Genomic DNA, 19,109 nt, shown 5'->3' on the forward strand with positions numbered 1-19,109 from the left:
TGCCAAGGACGCCCGTGACCGCCCACGTTGGGAGACTGACTCATGCCTGTCCGCCGCACACACCGCATCGCCGCCCTCGGCCTGTCCGCAAGCCTGCTGTTGGCCGGCTGCGGGGGATCTGACGAGGAGGCAGTCATCGAGGACGCGGCTGCCGAAATCGACGAGCAGCTGGACGAGTCCGCCGAGGAGAGCAGCGCGGACGTTGAGCCCGAGGCCGAGGCGGCCTCCGACGACACGGAGGACAGCGCGGGCCACACTGAGGAGGCCGACGAGATCCAGCAGCTGCCCAGCGGGGCGGCCAGCAAGGTGGGGTCGGTGCCGGACGTGCCCTGGACCGAGATTGAGGAGTCGCCTGAGACGGTCCTGGAGGCGCCCGGGGTCCGGCTGCGCGTGACCCAGACCGCTCAGGTCGACGAGCTCTCCGCCGAGATCGCCGCGGAGGTCGCCATGGCCTACGGGCAGCGGCCAGCCCGCCCAGCCGACGGCGAGACATTCCTGATCGCCACGCTCACCATCGAGGACGCCGGCTGGGCCCATGCCGAGGCCGAGAGCGAGGGCGAGTTCCGGGTCGCCGGCAACCCCGTGCCCAACACCGTGCTCAGGGGCGGGTCCGGGGAGCGTCAGCAGACGACCTATGTCGTGTCCGTGCCAGAAGGGGCCTCCCCGGAGGACGCAGTCGCCGAGCTCGTCACCGACGACGTGGTGCAACAGATCAGCCTGATCGACGGCACACGGGTCAACTCCGATGTGGAGCACATCTACCAGGCCGGCACTGAGGTCACCGTCGATGGCGAGGGCTACAGCCAGGTCTTCGACTCCTGGGCCTCCGGGACGCATGAGATCAACGGTCAGGTCACCGGCGCAGTGATCAGCCCCTACGTCGAGGGGTGGGCCCGACCCGGTCAGGTCTTCCTCGGCGTGGACATCGACGCCCGCGACGACACCGGCGTCGACGACGACATCACGACCATCCAGCTCGAACTGGCCGACGGCAGCACTCTCACCCCGGAGAATGACTTCTCCAGCCTGATAAACCGGTTCGACGAGACCGCCTGGTTCCAGGTCCCGGCAGACTCCGAGCAGATCACGCTGCACCTCAACCCCATGGGCAAGGCCGGCACGAAGGAGATCGACTTCGAGTCGCCGATCGAGGTCACTCTCACGATCGAGGGCGGGCCCACGGACGGGGCGGACTCCGGCGACCAGGTCACGGCGACCGAGGGCCCGGGCACCACGGACGAGACCACCGCGACGCAGGAGCCCGGCTCCACCGACTGAGGGCGGAGGCCTCACGCCGTCAGGCCAGCGCCGCGTCCAGCCGCGCCAGCAGGGTGTCGGCACGCTCGGCATACTCTGGGTCGGCCCCCTGCTCGGCCCGGCGGCGGAAGTGCAGGGCGAGGAAGAACACCTCGTTGACCAGCCAGCACCTGCCGCGGGCGGCCAACGAGGCAGGTTCACCCTGCCCGCCGGCGGCGACATAGGCGTGCAGATAGCGCTCGATCCGCTCGGGACCGAGCCGCAGATACCACGGGTCGAGCCACACGTCGCCGCCGATAAACGCCAGGTCGCGCGCCGGATCGCCGATGCTCGACCACTCCCAGTCGACATAGCGGGGTTGCCCACCAGCGACCAGGATGTTGGGCAGCGCCGCATCACCGTGGGTGAGGGCGAAGCGCTCCAGGCGCTCGAACTGCGGCTCGGTCGCGGCAAAGAGCGCGCGCACCCGCGGCCACAGCGCTGCGACGTCCGCAGCGGTCGCCAGCCCGGGGTGCTGGTCGCTCCACCACTGCATGCTGGCCTCACCCGTGTCCACCATGCTCAGTCGTGGCTCCAGCCGATCCGTGGCGGTCACGTCGCCCCAGCCGTCATAGGCCCGCTCGTGCAAGCGCACCAACTGGGCTGCGTGGGTGGCGAGGAGGTCATCGGTCCAGCCGGCGGCCGGGCGTGGGTGGCCGGGGACGTGCTCGACGACCATGTATGCCGTGTCGCTGGTCTGACTGCCCAGCTCGGCCCCGAGGGGGTCGGCCACGGTGGCCAGGTGGATCGGCCGCGGGCCGATCCCCTCGGGAGCCGCGACCAGGGCCGCGAACTCCTCGGACATGGGGCGCGGCAGCGCGTCGACACTGTGCGGGACGCGCACGACCACCGCGCGCGGCCCCTGGGGAGCACGCAGGTCGGCGAACTCGCGGGACAGCACCAGCCACGCGGCATACGACTCCCCCGTGCCGATCAGGGTGGCGGCGGGCGAGGGGTCCGTCGGGACGCCGCGCCCGTCGTCGAGCCACTGCGGGTGGGCGGCAACCAGTGCCGCGACCGACTCGGCCGTCGTCAGCGCGCTCTGCTCACTCACTGTTGCTTCGCGGCCTTGGCCGCTGCCTTCTTCTCCTTCTTATAGGCGCGCACCTGGGTCATGCTGTCGGCATCCACGACGTCAGCGATGGACATGTGCACGCCCTCTGCGCCATAGTCGCCGGCGGCCTCGCGCCAGCCCGGCGTGGACAGGCCGCGCTGCTTGCCCAGCAGCGCCAGGAAGATCCGGGCCTTCTGGTCGCCGAAGCCCGGCAGTGCCTTGAGGCGCTTGAGGATCTCGGCGCCGTCGGGGTGACCGACCGCCCAGATCGAGCCGGTGTCCCCGTGATAGTCGTGCACGATGGCCGAGGCCAGGTCGTGCACACGCTGTCCCATCGACTTGGGGAAGCGGTGAACGGCCGGCGGTGTCGCACAGACCGCGATGAACTGGTCGGGGTCCATGGCGGCGATCTGCTCGGCGTCGCAGGCACCGAGGCGTTCCTCGATCTTGCGCGGACCGGCAAACGCCACCTCCATCGGGATCTGCTGGTCCAGAAGCATGCCGGTCAGCAGCGCGAAGGGGTTCTCGGACAACAAGCGGTCCGCCTCAGGGTCTCCGACGAGGTGCAATTCACGACGACTCATGCGTCGATCCTGCCACTGCGCGAGCACGAGGAGAAGGTGCGGGGGTGTCGGACCCGGTGTCCAGCCGAGGGGCGGCTGGGGCGCTAATTGCAGAGTATCCCCATGGAGCAATAGCAGTATCCCCATGGAGTGGACGCAGAGTATCCCCATGGAGCAACAGCAGTATTCCTATGGAGCAAACGAAGGATCCCCATGGAGCAGCATGCGGACTACTTCGTAGACGGCTTCGCCACGGCCCTCCTCTCGCGACTGAAGTTACGGACCTTCTGCAGGCTGTCTGAATCAAGCCGTTCGGCTGTCGGCGACCGATCGGTACCATTGCGGACGTAGTCCCCTACGACCGCTTCCCAGCCTCCAGATCGAACATCAAGGTCGCTTCGCGAGCAGGCTGCAGATCTGACTCCTCTGCTCCCGAAGCCGGGGAGCTCCCGTACGCGACGGAACAGTTCCTTGCCGAGTCGAGATCACTCCAGGGACGAGAGAAATGCCGCCGTACGTAGCTTCCACGAAGGCCGACGGCGAGAGCTCTCAGCACCCATGGTCAGACCTCCTTTCAGAGGCCGCCCAAGCAGCGCCCGTTCTCGGGACCCCAAGCTACGGCCGGCAAGGCACCCTCAAGCCGAGCCTCAGGGCGTGCGCTGAGTCCTTGCCCCGGGAACCATTATGTCGAAGACGCGACCCACGCGTCTCTCCGTTGAGCTACAGCCGCGTTCTTTTCCCTTCACCAGGGCCGCTAGTGTTTCAGCATGGTGGGCGCTGGAGAGTCATCAACGACGCTGAAGCAGTTGCGAGCGCAGGCGAGACAGCTGCAGCAGTACCACACTCGCGCGGTGCAGTGGACCCTGATTACTAGTGTCGCCGCTGGGTTCATAGCGCTTATTCCCCACCGTGTGGCGACTGCGACTGCGGCGATCCTGCTTCTCATCTCAGTTATAGCAAGTGAACTAGACACGCGCCGGGGGTGGCGAGACAGGTGGTATGAGACACGCCGCGCGGCTGAGGCATGTAAGAGCGTGCTACTCATGCATCGACTATGGGTACCACCATACGACCAGGACGACCGAGATGAGGTGCTCGCTCACAACCTCGGCCGATACAAATGCTCGAGGCCAACGGAGCAAGCTGAGCAAGTAGCAACGAGTGACCGCTGGCAGGACCGACGTGATGCCTACGTCAAGGACCGAGTGGACGACCAGATCGACTACTACTCAACTCGTGCCATCGCTGGAGATCGCCGGCTGCGAACGTGGCAGAAGGTCAGTCGGAGCACATACGCCGTCGTGCTTGGCATCGCTGTGCTGCAGTTGTTCGGTGCGTGGGAGGGGGAAGCCGTTGGCCCATTCGTCGCAGTAGCAGCGTCCGCAAGTGCCTGGGCAACCGAGAAGAGGTGGGTTGAACACACACGCCTTTACGGAGCAACACTCACGCAGCTGCGAACCCTGAGAGAGTCTCTCGAATCATGCCCGGACGCGGACGCGTTCAATCGGATCGTTCAGCAGGCTGAAAGCCTTCTATCGAGTGAGCACACTCACTGGCTTAGGTTGACGAAGCCACCCCTCGACCCGCAACACGAGAACAGGGAGCCGAAACAATGAACCCTCTCGAGCCCGTCTGCCTATTCATCTCCTACCAGCGCGACGACGAGGATTTCGTCAGCGAACTCGCAGCAAGAATACAGGCCGAAGCGCACCACAGGCGGGTGGCCGTGCACGTCTGGTGGGACCGTCGCCTGCTCCCCGGGGTAGATTGGGACGCTGAACTGACGCAACAACTAGATGAAGCTGACGTATTCGCGGCAGTCGTAACGCCAGCTTTCCTTGACAGCGACTACATCACCCGCAAAGAGATCCCCGCCATGCTTGACAGGTGGAACCGCGGCACGCATCCCATCGAAACTCTTGTTCCCGTCCTGCCGCTCCAGTTCCGCGCCGTGTCCAAGAACGGTTCCCCACTGCGAGAAATGCAATTTCATAACCCAACTACGCCATTGTCAGAACAGGACGGGCGCGACTACGAAGACGCGTTCACTGAGTATGTCGACGCACTCATTGACAGCGCCCAAACGCAACGTGACCTGCGAAGTGCCGTACAGGCCCAACCCCACCTTCAGGCGCACGTCCGTACCGTCGAGGAGCTGGCCCGAGTAGTACGTCTTGACCCTGACGCGACTCCCGAGGACAGCCTGAAGCTCCCCCTGCAGGAACTCGTCACCAAAGTTGCACTCACAGTTGGCATCACCGGTGTCTCGTGCACGACGGAGCATCGCTCGGACCACTCCCGAGTGGACATAGCAGTCCGTCGCAACGGAACAGTCGTCGGTCTTATCGAAGTCAAGGCACCCAACAAGTCCGGAAACCCCGCACGACCCACAGGGTGGACGAGCCACGACAAGAAGCAGTGGGAGGTCCTGAAAGACCACCCAAACCTCATCTACACCAACGGAACCACATTCACCCATTCTCGCGGTCTAGGTGAGAACCTTGACCCAGTGGACATCGCACCAGCCAACGAGCGGGCGACGCGCAACCTGCTCGGCATCTTGAGCGAGTTCCTCCGCTGGTCCCCTATCGTCCCCTCCCAACCCCGACCCCTCGCGAGAGTGCTCGCTCAACTCGCCCGCCTTCTGCGTGACGACGTGATGAACGACATCAACAACGACGGAGACCTAGCGAAGCTCCACCGCGAATGGCAAAACACGCTGATGCCGGACGCGAACGCAGCGGACTTTGCCGACTCATACGCGCAGACCTTCTGCTACGCCCTCCTACTCGCCCGCTTGGAGGGAGCACCTGAACCACTAAAGGCCGAAACCGCCGGAGTGGCCCTGCGCAGCCATGGGCAATCACTCCTGTCTGCAGTCCTCCGAGTGCTCAACCAACCCGCCGCACGAGAAGCACTGGAACAGTCTGCGTCACTTCTAGAAACAGTCATCGGGCAGGTAGATCCTGTCAAGTTCGCCCGGTCTGGCGACGAATGGGTCTATTTCTACGAGTACTTTCTCGCCAGTTATGACCCGAAACTACGAGATGCGCGTGGCGTGTACTACACCCCTGTGGAAGTCGTCGATTGTCAGGTTCGTCTAACCCAATACATCCTGCAGGAGAAGATGGGTTTACACGAGGGGTTTGCGTCCGAGAACGTAAACACGCTTGACCCCGCGACAGGAACAGGCTCGTACCTTCTATCGATCATCCGCCGCACCATTGATAGTGCCCCAGCCAGAGCTGCGGCCGCCACCAGCCTCGGGCAGAACCTTCACGGCTTCGAAATCCTGGTTGGCCCGTACGCCGTGACCCATCTGCGAGTCACGCAAGCACTGCTCGCGGAGCAGGCGAGTTTGCCAGGCGGGGCAATCAACGTAGCTCTTACCGACACGCTCTCCCGGCCGCAAGCACCTGACGAGATCGGGACCCTTTTCGCGGAGCCACTGGTTGAAGAGCAACACCGCGCGACGACGTTCAAGAGCAGCGAAACCCCCGTCACTGTTGTGATCGGGAACCCTCCTTACAACCGAGCCTCGGACGGGGGCGCAGAGTCTGACACGGGCGGTATGGTCCGGTACGGCACAAGGGACGAGCCAGCGCTCTTGGGGGACTTCATTGAGCCGCTAAGCGCGTTGGGCAAGGGCGGTTCAGCGAAGAACCTTTACAACGACTACGTGTACTTCTGGCGCTGGGCGATTTGGAAAGCGTGCGAGCAACACGATGATGCTCCTGCCGTGGTCAACTTCATCAGCCCAAGCAGTTTCCTCCGCGGCCCGGGGTTCGCGGGAATGAGGCAAGTCCTGCGGCAGCAGTTCGACGAGTTGTGGGTCATCGACCTCGGCGGGGAGAAGCGCGGCGCTGCTGACGAACCGAACGTGTTCGACATCCTCACGCCAGTGGCGATCACGATCTGCATTCGGTACCAGCGCCAGAAAGGGCAACGTAAGGCCACTTACCGCCCGTGCCAGGTGCGTTATCACCGTGTGCCAGCGTCAACGCGCGAGGACCTCCATGCCGGCCTCAACAACCTGCTCGTGCTGGACCCCGACGACTCCCGGTGGGAAGAGATCACGGGAGACAGGGCGAGCAACCTCACCCCCGGCGCGAAGGGCCCAGGATTCACTTCCTGGCCCACGATGAGCGACCTGTTCCCATGGTCAAGCCGTGGGGTTCAGTTCTCTCGCACGTGGCCCGTTAGCCAGGATAAATCTGTTCTCGAGCGACGCTGGCGGGCGCTGCTGAACGCAGGCCTTGAGGACCAGCCAGTTCTCCTGCACACCACGCGCGATGTGTCGATAACTGCTAGTCCGAAGTCTTTCCACACAGGCGCGCCCACCACACCTCTCGCGGAGTTGGCGACAACAGATCAACCGGAAGCACTGAGCCCCATATGGTTCAGGTCGTTTGACACGCAGTGGTGCATTTCCGACCGGCGGGTCATCGACATGCCACGCCCGGGCTTATGGTCCTCTCAGTCCGATGACCAGGTGTTCCTGACGACCCTCGGTCAACCGTCGAATGGTCCAGCCGTTGTTGTTGCTCCGCATGTGCCCGACCTCAACGCCTTTCGTGGGTCAGCGGGGGGGATAATTTACCCCGCCTTCAGGGCAGTAGATGAACCGAACATCACCCCAGGTCTGCTCCAAACGTTGGGGCTGGTCGATGGACCCTCAGCCCTGGTCTCCTACATCGTCGGCATTACCGGGAGTGCTACCTACCTGGATGCCTTCGGGGATGACGTGCGCGCATCCGAAACGATAGCGGTCCCCATCACAAAGGACGAGGACTTGTTTCAGCGAGTGCGTGCGCTCGGCGAAAGCATCATCTCCGCTCACACCGGCGGACTCCGGTGCTCCCCCACGAACGAATTCGGCCACCCCGCTGCGTTGCGCGGGTCAGCACATGAAGTGAGACCCATTCCAGAGACCACAATGCCGAGTGAATACTCCTACGACCCAGAGCTTGAGGAACTTGCTGTGGGAGAAGGCGTGATCGGAGGCGTCACATCAGCGGTCTGGAAGTACGAGGTATCGGGTTTACGGGTGGTGCAGTCCTGGTTGAGTTTCCGGATGAAGGCACGCGCAGGTCGGAAGTCCTCAGACCTTGACCGGGACATCCTCCCGGCCGCGTGGGCACAGTCGAACGAACTATTGCGGATGCTTTGGTCTGTGGAAGCGTCTGTCTACTTGGAAACTGAAGCTGCGGATCTGCTGGAAGAGGTGCTCGCGAGTGAGTTGTGGACGGCAGATACCCTGCCGAAGCCGACTAAAGCCAACCGCGCAGCGCCTAGGGTGACCCACCCAGATAAGGTTCGGGCTGACACGCTGGCGGGGGCTCCGCTCTCCTTGAGTCAAGCCCGTGAGATTGCCCGGTCAGGGCATCGCTACGTGAGCGTGAGCGAACCCGCTCCGGCTGAACGGCTTACGGAGTCGATCGAGTGGCAGACATCCGGGGGTGACACGGTAGTGGGCGATGCGGGTGACTGGCTCGTTGGCGAAGGAAGCCAGCGTCGTACCGTTTCGGCTGACGTATTCGAACGGACGTATTCCGAGCAATCTGATGGAATGTTCCTGAAGACTGGGGAGGTGTTCGCCCGCCAGGTGGATGCGGAGCGGTCGGTCGACACTTTGGAAGGCATCGTGCACGCGGAAGCGGACGATTGGTTGGTCACGAACGACATCGACTGCGAGGATGTATGGGTCGTCGCAGTCGAAGACTTCGACGCAAAGTACAGTCGCCACGACACTCGCGGGTAGGCATGGCATCGGTCTGGCGGATCGGGCCGTAGCCTCGACCCGCCTTTGGGGTCGCGGTTGGTTACATCGATCCCCCCGACCCGCGACCTGCGCAAAAGTGGCATTAGCGTTCGTTGCCGATCAGCAAATAAACCTCCGCCTCAAGCGCGTCAGCCAGCGTGTACAGCGTCCCCACTGTTGGGGTGCGTTCTCCACGCTCAACCGAGCCGACGTACGTCCGGTGCATTCCAGCCCGATCGGCGAGCCCCTCCTGCGAAAGGCCGGCCGCAGTTCGGGCTTCGCGGACCGCGTTCCCGAGAGCCCGCAGTCGGGCTTGCAGCCTCTCGTCATATGGCACACAAGGATCGTTGCCAGATGCAGATCGTTGCCAGATGCACTTTATAAGTCGACAGACTATAAGTAGCATCTGGTCATGTCTCTAGGGAGAGTCGATGTCAGTGGAGTTAGCCATCGCTTCGTTGAGGCTGAGACGAAGGACGAAGCCGTGGAGCAGGTCCAGCGATCTTTGATCGATGCGCTGGACGTCCACGCGACCACAGCCGACCGCCACCTGGCAGCGACATACCAAAAGCTCGGCCCCGTCCAGCGACGGAACATGCTCACCAGACTCGACGGGTCTGACCAACCCAGCGGAGCGACAAAAGTCAAGTGCGGCCCTGCGACAACTCACCCGGATGGTCGAGCGCGAGAAAGAGGAGGCCGCGTGGGTCAGCTCGGCCCTAACCGGGGCACCTCCCATCTCCCCAGAGACGGCCGACAGGATCGCGCGATTGCTGGAAGTCAGGCACGTCGAGAAGAACTACAGCGAACTCCCTCAGTGGGATCGTCACTCCCCCATCCACAGCGAGGAGTAGGCGCAGCCGTCAATGGGCGGGGTATGGGCCAACCCGGGGAGTTTGGGGCGCTACTGCTTCCCAGTCCGGGGAAGGATGAGGTTGCAGGCGCATGACTAAGTGCCAGGCGTGCGATAGACAAGAGCCATGACGCTGACGTCGAAGATCCCGGACGTGCTCGCTTCCCGCCTTGCGCAAGAGCTTCCTGCTCAAAAGTCCTTCTCGTGGAACCGCGCCAAGTGGGTTCCTCAAGTCCGCGACGTTCCTGATGCCGAAACCGTCCTGAAGGACCTCCCAGAGCGGCTCGATAGGGAGATCGTGCGCGACGTCGTGCAGGCGAACCGCTCTCGTGACCGGGTGCTCGGCGCATTGGTGCCCGTACTGATCTGGGGCGGTCCTGGTGGGTACGGACCGTTCCGTGCGCGCTCGATCCTGACTGGGGTGCGGACTCGGGCAAACATCGACGCCGCAGTTGACGACTCGATCCGGGACAAGCTTCTGGCCGGCGCGGAGCGCGTGCGCGAATCAGGTGCGGCGGAAGCATTCCAGTTCATGAACAACGAGGGCAAGGTCAAATACCTCGGAGGGGCGTTCTTCACGAAGTGGCTGGCCTTCAGCTCGATGGTCAGGTCTGTAGACGGTCCCCAAGTCGCTCCGATCCTGGACAAGCGGGTCCGGGACTGGATCGCCGATAACACCTCGGTAGGTGGTGAACGGGTAAGTCTGTCCACGACCTCGAGTCGCGACTACCAGCGGTATCTGGAGCTAATCGACGCTTGGGGCCGTCCATCGGGGCGGACCCGGTCCCAAGTAGAGCTAGCGATCTTCGACTTGACCCGTGACCGTCCCGCCGAATAATGACAACCTCTAGACAGCAGCGATGCTGGCAGGGGCGTCTGCGGGAAGACGCGATTCGCTAGGCATGCCCATGGACGTGCTGCTGGGCAGGGAGTCGATCCCGATAGATCGGGCGGTGTTCACCACGCTTCTCGTCAACTCGGTGGCTGGTACCTACGTGGGCTACGAGCACGCCCTCGAGTCGGGCAGCATCAAGTATGCGGTGCTGGTCGACCTTGCACGCAAGGGGGACATTCCATTCGCCCTGTTCTTCGCGCCTCTCCCCGTCGTGCAGGAGCAGGTGAAACTGAAAACCAAGAAGTTGCTCGCGGGCGTCAACCGGGAGACGTTCTCGATCGGCTCGCGCTCGAAGGTGGAGCTGCGGGACGTCGAACTCATCATCGAGGACTTGATCCGTAAGCAGCAGCTCCTTCGGAAGCACGACTCCTCGCTCCAGCGGAACAGGATCATGGGTCTGCTCCGCGACCACACGACCCCGATCGATGCCGACGCCGCCCGCCTGATGTCGGCACTTGGGCTCTCGTCCGACGCGCTCCGCGCCTCCACGACGAAGGAGAAGGCGCTCGATCTGATGATCGACCGCCTGGAAGCCAACCAGGTCCTGGTCTCGCGCAGCGTCCAGCACTACATGCCACAGCGCCTCACCCACGTGAAGTTCAGCGGCATGACGATTCGGGACAACAAGGTGCCGTTCATCTTCCTTGCCGGAGGTGACCATGGCGATGATCAGGAGCCGGTCGGTCGGACGATCTTCACGCTAGCGCTGATGGCGGTGCTCGTCGCGCGCCGGATCTTCGCTCCGATGACCTGGGACGGAGGCAGCACCGAGACCAACCCCGGGCGCGAGTACGACATCGCCGGCGCGATGCTGATGCCCGCAGACCGCATGCAGGCACTGCGGCCAGCGTCACTCGAGGACATGAAGACCGCATCCAACGACTTCAAAGTCACCGCGAGTGCGGTCACCGTGCGCGCAATGCGGCTGGAGATGATCAGTGGGGAAACTGCGGCTGACTACCTCAGCCAGTTGCGCGATGAGTTCAGAAAGACCCCCACCGGCGGCCCCCGGAGTCAGATTCACCCGTGGAACGCCGTCCGGAAGTACAACGGACGAGAACTGACCGTGAGGATGCTCCACGCTCTCGACGGCGGGGAGATCTCGCAGGGAGACTTCTGTCGCTCGATCTGCTTGAACAAGCTCAAGCCGTCCAGCATCGACGAACTCAGGCGGGCCGTCGAATGACCGCCTTCGGCCATCGGTACGTCACCGACACGAATGTCCTGAGCCAGCTCGGACCGCGCCGACGGGCAAACGCCTTCTTCAAAGAGAACGCGGTGATACCAGAAGAGGTCCTGCACGAAGCCTCGGGGTTCCCCGACATCGAAGCGCTGCAGGCCAATGCCCACTCGACAACCGCACGGACGCTCCACTGGCTTTCCGAGGTCATGCGTACAGTCCCTGAAGGCGAAACTCGACTCGTGGATCTGTACGCCAACCTCGGCAACGCCGATCCGCTGGTCGTCGCCTGCGCCCTGGAGGGCAGGGAGCACGACAGTCAGTGGCTTATCCGCCCTGAATGGATCGTCGTCACCGACGACGGAGCCGTCAGAGACAAGGCGAAGGAGTTCGAGCTGGAGGTCCTCAATAATTCTCAGTTCGCTGCACGTGTCGATGCGGCTGACGACGAACTGTAGTACTCACATGGCCCGTGAGTGGCTATCTGACTGGAGCGGATAGACGAGTCGAAAGGCGACTCAATGGTTAGCGGAGTCGCTGGTCCAGGAGCATGCCGACCAGGAGGGCGAAGGGGTTCTCGGAGAGCAGGCGGTCCGCCTCGGGGTCACCGACGAGGTGCAGTTCACGACTCATGATTCGATCCTGCCACGCGTACGCGTCGAGATGCACCGCACCGCGTCGCGCTTCCTCCAACGCAGCCATCGCGCGGGCCTGCGCACCTGCCAGCAGAAGTGCTCTACGACAGGGCGCGGGTGTGGCGCACACGGTGCCACCCGAGCGCCACGGCGATCAGGGCTGCGGCGAGTGTGGCGAGCGCGGCACCGGCAAAGACCGTCTGCACCTGCACGACCGCGGCGTCCAGCAGCGCCTCGGAGTCGCTCGGGTCCGGGAGGGCATTGACCTCCTGCTGGAACCGGCGCAGTCCCACCGCGGTGAGCAGCGCCAGGCCCACGACCATCCCCACCATGCGGGACACGACGACCAAGGAGCTCACCGTCCCGTGGGTGCTGTGAGTGGAGTCGGCGAGTGCGGCGTCATTGACCGGGGCGATGGCCAGGCCGATGCCGAAGCCGGCGACGACCAGCAGGATCGTGCTCATCCCCGGCTCATCGAGGGCCCCACGGGTCCACCCGGACATCCCCCACAGCGCAGCAGCCGTGACCGCCAGGCCGGGGGCTGCGACCACACCGGGGCCGAGGCGTTTGAGCAGCAGGCCGCCGATCACGGCGCCGATCGGCACCGCGATGAGGAACTGGACCAGCACGAACGCCGCCTCGGTCTCCGAGGTGCCCTCGGTGAGCCGGGCCAGCAGCGGCACGTCGACGACGATGGCCACGATCGCCGTGCCGACCAGCAGGCTGACGACCAGGGCCGGGAGGACCTTGCCGTGGACGACGCCCCGGGCGATCAGCGGGTTGGCGGCGGTGCGCTGGCGGATGGCGAAGGCGATCACGGCCAGCGCCCCCACCGGCAGCAGCCACAGCCCCCACGGGCCGAGCACCTCCTGGGCCGGGTCGGCCGAGGAGAAGGTCAGCACCAGGGCGCCGAGGGCGACCGCGATGAAGAGAGCGCCGAGCACGTCGGCCTGCAGCAGCGTGGGCAACCACCGGCGGGCCGTCAGCGCCACGAGCAGGACCAGCGCGATCGCGGCAGCCAGCCCGACCGGAGTCATCACCCGCGAGGTCGAGTCACCGAATGGCACGAACGGCTCGCCCCACTCCACCGAGGTGGTCAGCGACTCGGGTGCGATGAGTGCCAGGCTCCCGGCCCCGACAGCGACCAAGCCGGTGAGCCACGCGAGCACGGTCACGAGCCGGCTGCGCCGCTGCTGAGCGGAGGCGGGGGCCGTCACGGCACCCGCACGTGCCGCCCCATCTACCGGTGCCTCCCGATCCGTCGACGACTCCCGGTCATCGGTCGCCACCGCCTCGGGCCGGATTAGCCAGACGCCGAGCATGAACGCGACGCCGAGGACCGCGTTCATCCAGAAGATGCCCCGCCAGTCACTGATCAGCAGAATGGCCGCCCCCAGCAGCGGCCCCAACACGGAGCCGAGTTCCTGGACCGCGCCGACGATGCCGAGCGGCATGCCGCGGCGACCTGGCGGCCACAGGTCAGCGACGATCGCCAGGGTGGCCGGGACCAGTCCCCCACCACCAAGCCCCTGGAAGAACCGGCCGCCGATCATCACCGGCAACTCGACCGCGATGCCGGTGATCAGGGATCCGATGACGAAGATGCCCAGGCAGGCCAGCAGGATCTTGCGGCGCGAGACCAGGTCGGCCAGCCGGCCGATCAACGGCAGCACCGCGATGTAGCCCAGCAGGAAGCCGGAGATGATCGGGGTGCCCTTCTGCAGTGACTCGATGCCGAGTCCCGCCCCAGCCATCATGTCCGTCAGAGCCAGCACCACGACATACGTGTCTGCGGCCGCCAGCGCCACGGCGACCGAGGCGACGGTCAGCAGCGACCGGGCGCCGCGTGGCTGATCGGGGTGGGGCGATCCGGTGCCGCCGGGCTCGGCGGTCACCGTGGGTGTGGCCCCCACGTCAGGGCGCGGTGACGGTGACCGGCTCGCCGTATTGGTCGATGGTCACCGTGTAGGTGGCGTCGTCGGGCGGGTAGAACGGGCCGGTGATCGTCACTGTCCGCACCTCCCAGTCGTCCTCGATCAGGCCATACTCGACGTCGAAGTCCGCCTCCTTGTCGCCGACAAAGAGCAGGTCCACGACTGCCTGACCGGGCAGCGTGCCGGTGATCTGCTGCGTGACGTCGGCGCCGACCCGGGTCTGCTCGCCGAACGCGGCGCCCTCGGTCTGGGTGAGCAGTCCGGCCAGGCCGCTGTCCACGTCAAACAGGCGCGCCGGGTCGGGGACGCCGAGGTCGTCGGGGCTGGTGGAGATGAAGTCGGGCGCGAAGGGCAGTTTGACGAAGAGCTTGCCGTCCACGGCGATCGTGGGGACGTCGGCCTGGACGCCGGAGACGTTGGCGGTGATGTTGCCGTCGAAGGCGGGCGGCTCCATCGTGCCGCTGCCCTCGGCCTTGAGGATGATCGCGCTGTCGGGCAGGTCGACGCCCTCGAGGACGAGGTGGACGCTGCCTGCCTCGGCGAGCACGGTGTGGGCCTGCTCGAGCCGGTCGGCGGCCGTGGCCTCGGTCGTGGTGGCCTCGTCGCTGCCCTCCGGCTCGTCGTCACCGCTGCAGGCGGTGAGCGTGAGCGCGGTTGCCACCGCGAGCGCCAGCGGCAGACTGGCGCGCCTCGTGTGCCGGTTGCTCCTCATGGTCCCCTCCGTGGTGGTCGCGGATGTTCTGTCGCAAGTATGCCGTCCCCAACCCGACCGAGCGCACCATGTTGCGCCCCACAGCCTGACCGAGCGCACGGCGTGGCGCTCTACAAGGGCACCGGGCGCACGGCGTGGCTAGGGTTCTGCCACACCATGCGCTCGGTCACCAAGAATCTCGCCACACCATGCGCTCGGTCACCAAGAATCTCGCCACACCGTGCGCTCGGTCGGATTAGGAGAGCGTGATCTCCTGGCCGTCCTCGCTGACGTCGACCGTCACGGTGGTGCCGTCGGCAATCTCCCCGGCGAGCAGACCGCGGGCCAGGCGGTCACCGATCTCGGTCTGCACGAGCCGGCGCAGCGGACGGGCGCCGTAGGCCGGGTCGTAGCCGCGCTCGGCGAGCCAGGCGCTGGCGGCGTCGGTCACGTCGAGCCCGATCCGGCGGTCGGCCAGTCGCCGGGCCAGGTGCTCGACCTGCAGGCCGACGATCGTGGCCAGCTCGTCGCGACTGAGCGGGTCGAAGATGACGACCTCATCGAGCCGGTTGAGGAACTCCGGCTTGAACGCCGTGCGGACGGTGGCCATGACCTGCTCGCGCTTGGTCTCCTGGTCGGTGACCGGGTCGACCAGGAACTGGCTGCCCAGGTTGGAGGTCATCACCAGGATCACGTTGCGGAAGTCGACCGTGCGGCCCTGACCGTCCGTGAGCCGCCCGTCATCGAGCACCTGCAGCAGGATGTCGAACGTCTCGGGGTGGGCCTTCTCGACCTCGTCGAGCAGCACGACGGAATAGGGCCGGCGGCGGACCGCCTCGGTGAGCTGACCGCCCTCCTCATAGCCGACATAGCCCGGAGGGGCACCGACCAGGCGAGCCACCGAGTGGCGCTCGGAGTATTCGCTCATGTCGATGCGCACCATCGCGCGCTCGTCGTCGAACAGGAAGTCGGCCAGGGACTTGGCCAGCTCGGTCTTGCCGACACCGGTCGGTCCGAGGAAGAGGAACGAGCCGGTGGGGCGGTCCGGGTCGGCGATGCCGGCCCGGGAGCGACGCACCGCGTCGGAGACCGCACGCACCGCGGCGTGCTGCCCGATCAGGCGCTCGCCGAGGACGTCCTCCATGCGAAGGAGCTTCTCGGTCTCACCCTCCAGGAGCCGGCCGGCGGGGATGCCGGTCCACATGGAGATGACGTCGGCGACATCATCGGCACCGACCTCGTCCTTGACCATCGGGCTCTCGCCGGTCTGGCCTGCCGTGGATTCAGATGCCTCGGCCTCCTGGGCGTCCGTGAGCTCGCGCTCCGCAGCCGGGATCTCGCCGTAGAGCAGGCGAGAGGCGGCCTCGTAGTCGCCCTGGCGCTGCAACCGGTCGGCCTGCGTGCGCAGGTCGTCCAGGCGGGCCTTGAGCTCACCGACCCGGTTGAGGCCGGACTTCTCCGACTCCCAGCGGGCAGTGAGGGCCGCGAGCTCCTCGCGCTTGTCGGCGAGATCGGCGCGCAGCCGCTCCAACCGCTCGCGTGAGGCGTCGTCAGACTCCTTCTCCAGGTGCAGCTCCTCCATCGTCAGTCGGTCGACGGCGCGCTGCAGCTCGTCGATCTCGACCGGGCTGGAGTCGATCTCCATGCGCAGCCGGCTCGCTGCCTCGTCGACCAGGTCGATCGCCTTGTCGGGCAGCTTGCGGCCGGAGATGTAACGGTCGGACAGGGTGGCCGCGGCCACCAGCGCGGAGTCGGCGATGGCGACCTTGTGGTGGGCCTCGTAGCGCTCCTTGAGGCCGCGCAGGATCGCGATGGAGTCCTCGACGGTCGGCTCCCCGACATAGACCTGCTGGAAGCGACGCTCCAGCGCCGGGTCCTTCTCGATGTGCTCGCGGTATTCGTCCAGCGTCGTGGCACCGACCAGACGCAGCTCACCGCGGGCCAGCAGGGGCTTGAGCATGTTGCCCGCGTCCATCGAGCCCTCTGCCGCGCCAGCCCCGACGACGGTGTGCAACTCGTCAATGAAGGTGACGACCCGCCCGTCGCTGGAGGTGATCTCGTTGAGGACGGCCTTGAGGCGCTCCTCGAACTCACCGCGATATTTCGCACCGGCGACCATCGCCCCCAGGTCGAGGGAGATGAGGCGCTTGTCGCGCAGGGACTCGGGGACGTCGCCGGCCACGATGCGCTGGGCCAGGCCCTCGACGACAGCGGTCTTGCCGACGCCGGGGTCACCGATCAGCACCGGGTTGTTCTTGGTGCGGCGGGAGAGGACCTGCACGACGCGGCGGATCTCGCTGTCCCGTCCGATGACCGGGTCGAGCTTGCCCTCGCGGGCCAGGGCCGTCAGGTCCGAGCCGTACTTTTCCAGGGCGTCATAACTCGCCTCGGGGTCCTGGCTGTCGACCTTGGCGCCGCCGCGCAGGGCGGGGATCCGCTCGCGGAGCGCGTCCTGATCCAGCCCGAAGCGCTGGTCCGCAGCGAGTGCCACCAGCAGGTGGTCGGTCGACACGAAGGTGTCGCCCATCGCCTGCATCTCCTGCTGGGCGGTGGCCAGGGCGGCCTGCACCTGCCGGGAGGGCGCGGCGTTGCCGACCGCGCTGCCGCTGGCACTCGGCAGACCGGCCAGGACCGTCTCGGCAGCCTGGACCGCGCTCGCGGCCGAGGAGCCGACGGCATCGAGCAGCGGCCCGGTCGTGGTGTCACTCTGTTGGGCGAGCGAGCGCAGCAGGTGTGCGGTCTCAAGCTGCGGGTGGCCCGCCGAGGATGCGTCGCGCAGCGCGCTCGACACGGCCTCCTGGGCCTTGGTGGTCAGTTGCAGGTCCATCATGTGGCATCCCCTTTCCTGGGCTCCCAATGTTCATAGCGTTCTTCGGCACTCTGGACAACCGACTCAAAGTTGAGTGTATTCCGCTCAACCTTGCCACAGGGGTCGACCCGGTGAACCGGCCCACCACAGACGTGAGATAGGCCACTGAGGCGTGCGCGCGGCATACCACATCGCCATGGTCGAACTGGCACGCCACGCCTTCCTATGACTAGTCTGTCCCCTTGTTGCGCGCCTGTTGCCCCCAACGAACGTCCTACGTCGCGCGCACCTGCCCCCGACCTCACCCCGCCCCGGGCGTGAGTGCTGGCTGATTGCGGTCACTGTGTGCCGCTGCTGCCCGCGACAAGGAGATACAGATGGACCACGTCCAATCCGCCCCTGCCCGGACGCCGCGCACGCGTCGCCTCACCACCCGTCTTGCTGGCGTGACCACGATCGCCGTGGTCGCTGCCGGGTTCTCGGCAAGCGCCGCGCAGGCGTCCTACACGCCGGAGGTGTGGGACCGCGTCGCCCAGTGTGAGTCCGGTGGCAACTGGAGCATCAACACCGGCAACGGTTACTACGGCGGCCTGCAATTCCACCCCCAGACCTGGAAGGGCTTCGGCGGTGGCACCTACGCCGGCTACGCCCACCAGGCGAGCAAGGCGGAGCAGATCGCGATCGCCCGCCGCGTCCTGCACGCCCAGGGCCCGGGCGCCTGGCCGGTCTGCTCGGTCAAGGCCGGCCTGACCCGCTCCAACGGTGGCGCCGACCCCAACGCCAAGCCCGGTGACGGCAAGGAAGAGCCGGCTCCCGGCCAGCCCGTGACCCGCTATGTCAGCGCCAGCAACGCCGCCAACGTCCGCTCCGGCCCCGGCCTGGGCTATGACGTCGTCGGCGCCAAGGCTCGCGGCACCGAGGTCAACGGCACGATCGAGCAGGGTTGGCTGAAGATCGGTGACGGCCAGTTCATCAGCGGCTCGGTGCTCTCCGACTCCCCCGTCAAGGGCAACGACCCGGCACCGGACCCGGGCCCCGTCACCCGCTACGTCAGCGCCAGCAACGCCGCCAACGTCCGCTCCGGAGCCGGTCTGGACTACCGCGTCGTCGGCGCCAAGACCCGCGGCGCCCAGGTCAGCGGCACGATGACCTCCAACGGCTGGCTCGAGATCGGCGCCAACCAGTTCATCAGCAGCTCCGTCCTGTCCAGCTCGCCGGTGGACGGCACGGTGACGCGCTATGTCAGCGCCAGCAACGCCGCCAACGTCCGCTCCGGCCCGGGCCTCGGCTATCGCGTCGTCGACGGCAAGGCCCGCGGCGTCAAGGTGGTCGGCACGCTGGACAACGGCTGGCTCAAGATCGGCGATGGTCAGTACATCAGCAGCACCGTGCTGTCCAAGTGGGCCGTCTGAGCGACCCGACCTGACTGACGCTCTGG

The 19,109-nt window shown here is 65.9% G+C and carries 13 protein-coding genes and 1 pseudogene; 7 read left to right on the forward strand and 7 right to left on the reverse strand.

Going from position 1 to position 19,109, the window contains the following annotated elements:
- Positions 1–42: 42 nt before the first annotated feature.
- The gene (locus NF556_RS19230) at positions 43–1,278 is read left to right on the forward strand and encodes a DNA polymerase V family protein (RefSeq protein ID WP_252592798.1); all 1,236 of its coding nucleotides are present in this window, start codon (positions 43–45) and stop codon (positions 1,276–1,278) included.
- A gap of 19 nt (positions 1,279–1,297) precedes the next feature.
- On the opposite strand, the gene NF556_RS19235 is transcribed toward NF556_RS19230, so the two are convergent.
- Together NF556_RS19235 and NF556_RS19240 are read right to left on the reverse strand one after the other, a co-directional pair.
- Positions 1,298–2,350, reverse strand: coding sequence for a phosphotransferase family protein (locus tag NF556_RS19235; RefSeq protein WP_252592799.1), 1,053 nt, complete (start codon positions 2,348–2,350; stop codon positions 1,298–1,300).
- Positions 2,347–2,934 (reverse strand): HhH-GPD-type base excision DNA repair protein, encoded by a 588-nt coding sequence (locus tag NF556_RS19240; protein WP_252592800.1) that lies wholly within the window; start codon positions 2,932–2,934, stop codon positions 2,347–2,349. The genes NF556_RS19235 and NF556_RS19240 overlap by 4 nt, the downstream gene beginning before the upstream one ends.
- A 746-nt stretch (positions 2,935–3,680) precedes the next feature.
- On the opposite strand from NF556_RS19240, the gene NF556_RS21555 reads away from it, so the two are divergent.
- Both NF556_RS21555 and NF556_RS19245 read left to right on the forward strand, forming a co-directional pair.
- Positions 3,681–4,529 (forward strand): DUF4231 domain-containing protein, encoded by an 849-nt coding sequence (locus NF556_RS21555; protein WP_425607051.1) that lies wholly within the window; start codon positions 3,681–3,683, stop codon positions 4,527–4,529.
- Complete coding sequence (locus NF556_RS19245; protein WP_252592801.1) at positions 4,526–8,674, forward strand: type ISP restriction/modification enzyme; 4,149 nt, start codon at positions 4,526–4,528, stop codon at positions 8,672–8,674. The genes NF556_RS21555 and NF556_RS19245 overlap by 4 nt, the downstream gene beginning before the upstream one ends.
- Before the next feature lie 103 nt (positions 8,675–8,777).
- On the opposite strand, the gene NF556_RS21505 is transcribed toward NF556_RS19245, so the two are convergent.
- Positions 8,778–9,080 carry a helix-turn-helix transcriptional regulator gene (locus NF556_RS21505; protein ID WP_345780128.1) on the reverse strand — a complete coding sequence of 101 codons (303 nt, stop codon included), beginning with the start codon at positions 9,078–9,080 and terminating at the stop codon, positions 8,778–8,780.
- A 574-nt stretch (positions 9,081–9,654) separates the two neighbouring features.
- Here NF556_RS21505 and NF556_RS19250 point away from each other — a divergent pair.
- The 3 genes from NF556_RS19250 to NF556_RS19260 all read left to right on the forward strand — a co-directional run bounded on the left by NF556_RS19250 (position 9,655) and on the right by NF556_RS19260 (position 12,060).
- Positions 9,655–10,365, forward strand: a complete 711-nt coding sequence (locus tag NF556_RS19250) for an 8-oxoguanine DNA glycosylase OGG fold protein (protein WP_252592802.1) — start codon at positions 9,655–9,657, stop codon at positions 10,363–10,365.
- A 70-nt stretch (positions 10,366–10,435) separates the two neighbouring features.
- Complete coding sequence (locus NF556_RS19255) at positions 10,436–11,608, forward strand: hypothetical protein (RefSeq protein ID WP_252592803.1); 1,173 nt, start codon at positions 10,436–10,438, stop codon at positions 11,606–11,608.
- Positions 11,605–12,060, forward strand: coding sequence for a PIN domain-containing protein (locus NF556_RS19260; RefSeq protein WP_252592804.1), 456 nt, complete (start codon positions 11,605–11,607; stop codon positions 12,058–12,060). Before NF556_RS19255 ends, NF556_RS19260 begins: the two co-directional genes overlap by 4 nt.
- A gap of 73 nt (positions 12,061–12,133) precedes the next feature.
- Here the strand turns inward: NF556_RS19260 and NF556_RS19265 are convergent.
- The 4 genes and pseudogenes from NF556_RS19265 to clpB form a co-directional block, all read right to left on the reverse strand.
- Positions 12,134–12,235 (reverse strand): annotated as a pseudogene (locus tag NF556_RS19265) (HhH-GPD-type base excision DNA repair protein); the annotation flags it as partial.
- A gap of 103 nt (positions 12,236–12,338) precedes the next feature.
- Complete coding sequence (locus tag NF556_RS19270; protein WP_252592805.1) at positions 12,339–14,150, reverse strand: MFS transporter; 1,812 nt, start codon at positions 14,148–14,150, stop codon at positions 12,339–12,341.
- Between the two features lies 1 nt (position 14,151).
- Positions 14,152–14,883: an LppX_LprAFG lipoprotein gene (locus tag NF556_RS19275; protein WP_252592806.1), complete on the reverse strand. Its 732-nt coding sequence runs from the start codon at positions 14,881–14,883 to the stop codon at positions 14,152–14,154.
- Positions 14,884–15,118: 235 nt separating this feature from the next.
- Complete coding sequence (gene clpB / locus NF556_RS19280; protein WP_252595871.1) at positions 15,119–17,689, reverse strand: ATP-dependent chaperone ClpB; 2,571 nt, start codon at positions 17,687–17,689, stop codon at positions 15,119–15,121.
- A 359-nt stretch (positions 17,690–18,048) separates the two neighbouring features.
- Here clpB and NF556_RS21460 point away from each other — a divergent pair, with 359 nt between their 5' ends.
- Positions 18,049–19,083: a transglycosylase family protein gene (locus NF556_RS21460; protein WP_289781767.1), complete on the forward strand. Its 1,035-nt coding sequence runs from the start codon at positions 18,049–18,051 to the stop codon at positions 19,081–19,083.
- The last annotated feature ends 26 nt before the right edge of the window (positions 19,084–19,109 follow it).

It is taken from the genome of Ornithinimicrobium faecis (genome assembly GCF_023923225.1).
GTDB classification, from domain to species: Bacteria; Actinomycetota; Actinomycetes; order Actinomycetales; family Dermatophilaceae; genus Ornithinicoccus; species Ornithinicoccus faecis.